Source organism: Xenorhabdus griffiniae (genome assembly GCF_001028135.1).
GTDB lineage: Bacteria > Pseudomonadota > Gammaproteobacteria > Enterobacterales > Enterobacteriaceae > Xenorhabdus > Xenorhabdus bakwenae.
In genome coordinates this window covers 1-3,087 of record NZ_LDNM01000171.1, presented here as the reverse complement: position 1 = coordinate 3,087, position 3,087 = coordinate 1, and the positions used below count along the sequence as shown (strand labels likewise).

The 3,087-nt window shown below is 51.1% G+C and carries 4 protein-coding genes and 1 pseudogene; all 5 read right to left on the bottom strand.

Translation table 11 applies throughout. The annotated features are described in order from the left end of the window. Nucleotides 1-455, bottom strand: a pseudogene (locus AAY47_RS19345) (conjugative coupling factor TraD, PFGI-1 class); the annotation flags it as partial. After that, nucleotides 452-991, bottom strand: a complete 540-nt coding sequence (locus tag AAY47_RS19340) for an integrating conjugative element protein (protein ID WP_047771979.1) — start codon at nucleotides 989-991, stop codon at nucleotides 452-454. The pseudogene AAY47_RS19345 and the gene AAY47_RS19340, both read right to left, overlap by 4 nt. After that, nucleotides 967-1,665 carry a TIGR03759 family integrating conjugative element protein gene (locus AAY47_RS19335; RefSeq protein ID WP_047771977.1) on the bottom strand — a complete coding sequence of 233 codons (699 nt, stop codon included), beginning with the start codon at nucleotides 1,663-1,665 and terminating at the stop codon, nucleotides 967-969. The genes AAY47_RS19340 and AAY47_RS19335 overlap by 25 nt, the downstream gene beginning before the upstream one ends. Further along, the gene (locus AAY47_RS19330) at nucleotides 1,665-2,207 is read right to left on the bottom strand and encodes a PilL N-terminal domain-containing protein (RefSeq protein WP_047771975.1); all 543 of its coding nucleotides are present in this window, start codon (nucleotides 2,205-2,207) and stop codon (nucleotides 1,665-1,667) included. Before AAY47_RS19330 ends, AAY47_RS19335 begins: the two co-directional genes overlap by 1 nt. A gap of 175 nt (nucleotides 2,208-2,382) precedes the next feature. Continuing rightward, a complete protein-coding gene (locus AAY47_RS19325) occupies nucleotides 2,383-2,646 on the bottom strand; it encodes a helix-turn-helix domain-containing protein (protein ID WP_047771974.1) in 264 nt (87 codons plus the stop codon). Nucleotides 2,647-3,087 lie beyond the last annotated feature (441 nt).

The following is a 3,087-nucleotide window of genomic DNA, read 5'->3' as shown; positions in this document are numbered from 1 at the left end:
GGGGAGTCGTTGCGTAACAGGGCCGACAATTTCGGCCAACGGTATTCCGTTCGGTGCTCCAGTAAACGGGCAAGCTGATAGAGCCGGGACGGTTGCACAAAGCGTTCGACTTCCGGCCGCCGCGTATCCTGCAAACGTTGGACGTGTTTTTGCTGCCAGCGAAATCCCCTGCCCAGAAACAAGCGCTGATGGCTGACAGGGATTTGTCTGGTACTCATCGAATAACGTGGCAGGCGGCGCAGGTTTCGGCGATAGCGTATCACCTGAGTGCCCTGCCACGTGCGTATCATCGCTAATACCGCAAAACCGCCTGCCATTACATAGCTGACTGACGGTGCCAGTGCAATCGCCCACGGTGCCCGGATGCAGATAAACGCAGCAACGGCTGAAACTACAGCGGTATTCAGTTCTACCGCCGGACGCAGCAAGGCTTCAACAACGTAACGGCGGCTCATGGTGATAACTGCTGAGAAAGTGTGGTTTCAGTGATCAGCACCGGATAATGTTGCAGTTGCAAACGGCGAGCCAATTCTGAACCGGAAGCCGGAGATAACAATACATCCGGAGCTAATGCCCGCAGTGACTGTAAACCGGCTATCTCACTGACATTGACGACCAGACCCACGGCGTGCAATTGCGCAAGCCGGGCTGCATGCTGACTTAACCACTGACGTGAATCGGGATCATCACCCATCAGAAATAACGCACCAATGCCCGGCAGTTGCAGTGGTCGGCTTGCGACTTTTCCCGGCGTCAGTTCCGGTGTTTTCACCGGCAACATCGCAGCTTCACCGTCCTGCTCGGGTGAGAAATGCTGTGGCGGCAAAGTGACATCATCTGACTGAGCATGAATACCTGCATAAAAGAGCGAAGCCTCTTTGCCACCTAAATCGGCAATGACATTAAGTTCAGCCTGGCATGCATTGATCCATAACAGGCCGATAATAGGTAACAGGCTCAGCCGTTTTATTGTAATGATGTGATGTGCCATCCTTGTTCCCCTTGTCGCAACAATACCGGCATCAACCCCTTGCCAAACCTGAACCAGTACCCCGTATCATGATTCAGCGTGATTTGCCGGTGACGTACCCGCTCAACAGGGATATGATGGTTTTTGGCCCACTGCCGTAATGTGTCGTCATTACCCTGACTGTCAACCAGATAGATATCCACCGGTTGCTTCGCCGCCAGGACTTCGGCCAAACGGGTTTCACAAGGTGGGCAATCTTTGACCCTGACAAACAACGCCAGACGACCACTTATTTCCCGTGATGTTGTCATATTGACCGGCAACACACCCGGAAACAGCCGCTGCCACGCCGCATCCACTTCACGCTGGAAACGCAGCTCTTTCTCTGTGCGGATGAACTCCGCCCTGACCCACTGTTCGGCATAGCGGCGACGTTCGGCATCACTGTCGGTTTCAATGCCTAATGTGGTCAGCGGATCAAGCCCTGGGGACTGGATACCCCGAGGCCCATTCATTAGTTGCTGATAACGCTGGTATTCACCCGCACTTAACGTCCACTGTTCAGCCTGACTTTTCAGGGATTGCTGTTGGTTTTCCATTGATTGCGTCTGCTCCGAGGTTAAAGGTGCCGATGTTGCTGCCCAGACCGAACTGCTCAGCAACCATACCCATAAACCGAAACGATGCCATTTCATCAATGCCCTCCCTGCTGCGTTTGTTTAGCCGAAGTCGGTAACTGATAGCCCGGGCGTAAATGGTGACACACCACACGCTGCACTTCATCCACGTTCAGTTGCCAGGCCGGGCCTGCCATCACCTGCAACGCGGTACGCAACCGGACAGGACCTAACTGCGTGTGCACCGACGGCAAGGGCTGACGATATAAGATGTTATTGGTTTTTTCCGGCGCACATAATGTGTAGCCCGATTGACGCAACACATAACGCATCGCATCAGCCACGGTGGGATTCTGAGAGGCGGGGAGCTGACTATCAATCAGTTGGGAAAGCGGGTCACGCTGGGCCGCTGGCGGGTCGGTACTGACCAGCAAATAGCGGCCATAACGGACCACTTCTGTTTTTTGCCCATAAATATCCGGTGAAACCGGCTGAACGTTACGTGTCAGCGTAACGGAAGGAAAGGTATCTTTGGAAAGCTGAGGTGGCGGTTGTTTTACGGGAGCTGTGCATCCCGTCAGTATTACCGCCATTAAGCCGGTTAACACAGTTATTTTCATGCCAAATAGGTTCCTGCTCAGTCGTAAAATAATCCTGACTATGCAGGGAACCCTGTGATGTATTCAATGAACAACTCAACTGTGTTTGCTGAAAATAAAAATGCCGCAACAGGAAGTAACGGATAAACCCTGAACCGGTATTATCGTATTACGTGGCATGGGTGATAACAGGGCATTATTCAGCAACCGATTTACGCGCTTTTCGCTCAAGCAAATTACCATGGCGATCAAAATAGCGGCTGGGCCAGATTTCAGCAGGCTCCATTTCCAAACAGGTAGCGATGATAAACTCCCCTTTAGGCCACGGGCGGGATAAGGTATTTGCCAGTGTAGAAGAGCTGAGTCCCGATTCACGGGATAAAGCGGCGAGTGTCGTACCACGTTTGCGTAATGCACAAATAATTTCGGCTGGGTGCCAGTCTTGTCGAGTGTGAGTCATACCTGCGTCCCCTTCTGTTGATTATTGGTGGTGGCGATTCAAGGCAGGGTTCGCGGACCGGGAGTAATCAACCGGCAAGGTGTTAGCCTTCCCCGCCTGAACCGCCATTGAAAGGGCGATCACAGGCACACTGGTAGAAACATCCTACCAGTGGATTACTCATAACAAGGCCGCGACGCCTTGACTATCAGATTTTGCTGATAGCTTTTTTACTTTAACTGATTGAGTTATCTAATTCAATAATCGAACAGGTAAGTTTAATAAGTAAATTAAGTTATTAGAGCACTTAAATTGAATAAACCATTCCACAACATGGGATACATTTATCACTGCACATAACACTGGCGGCATCCTCATTAACTTATTCTAAGAAGAGGGTGATATAGCAAAATCATCATAACATGGCATATTCAATATGCTCTGTAAACAGCTCATCAACTG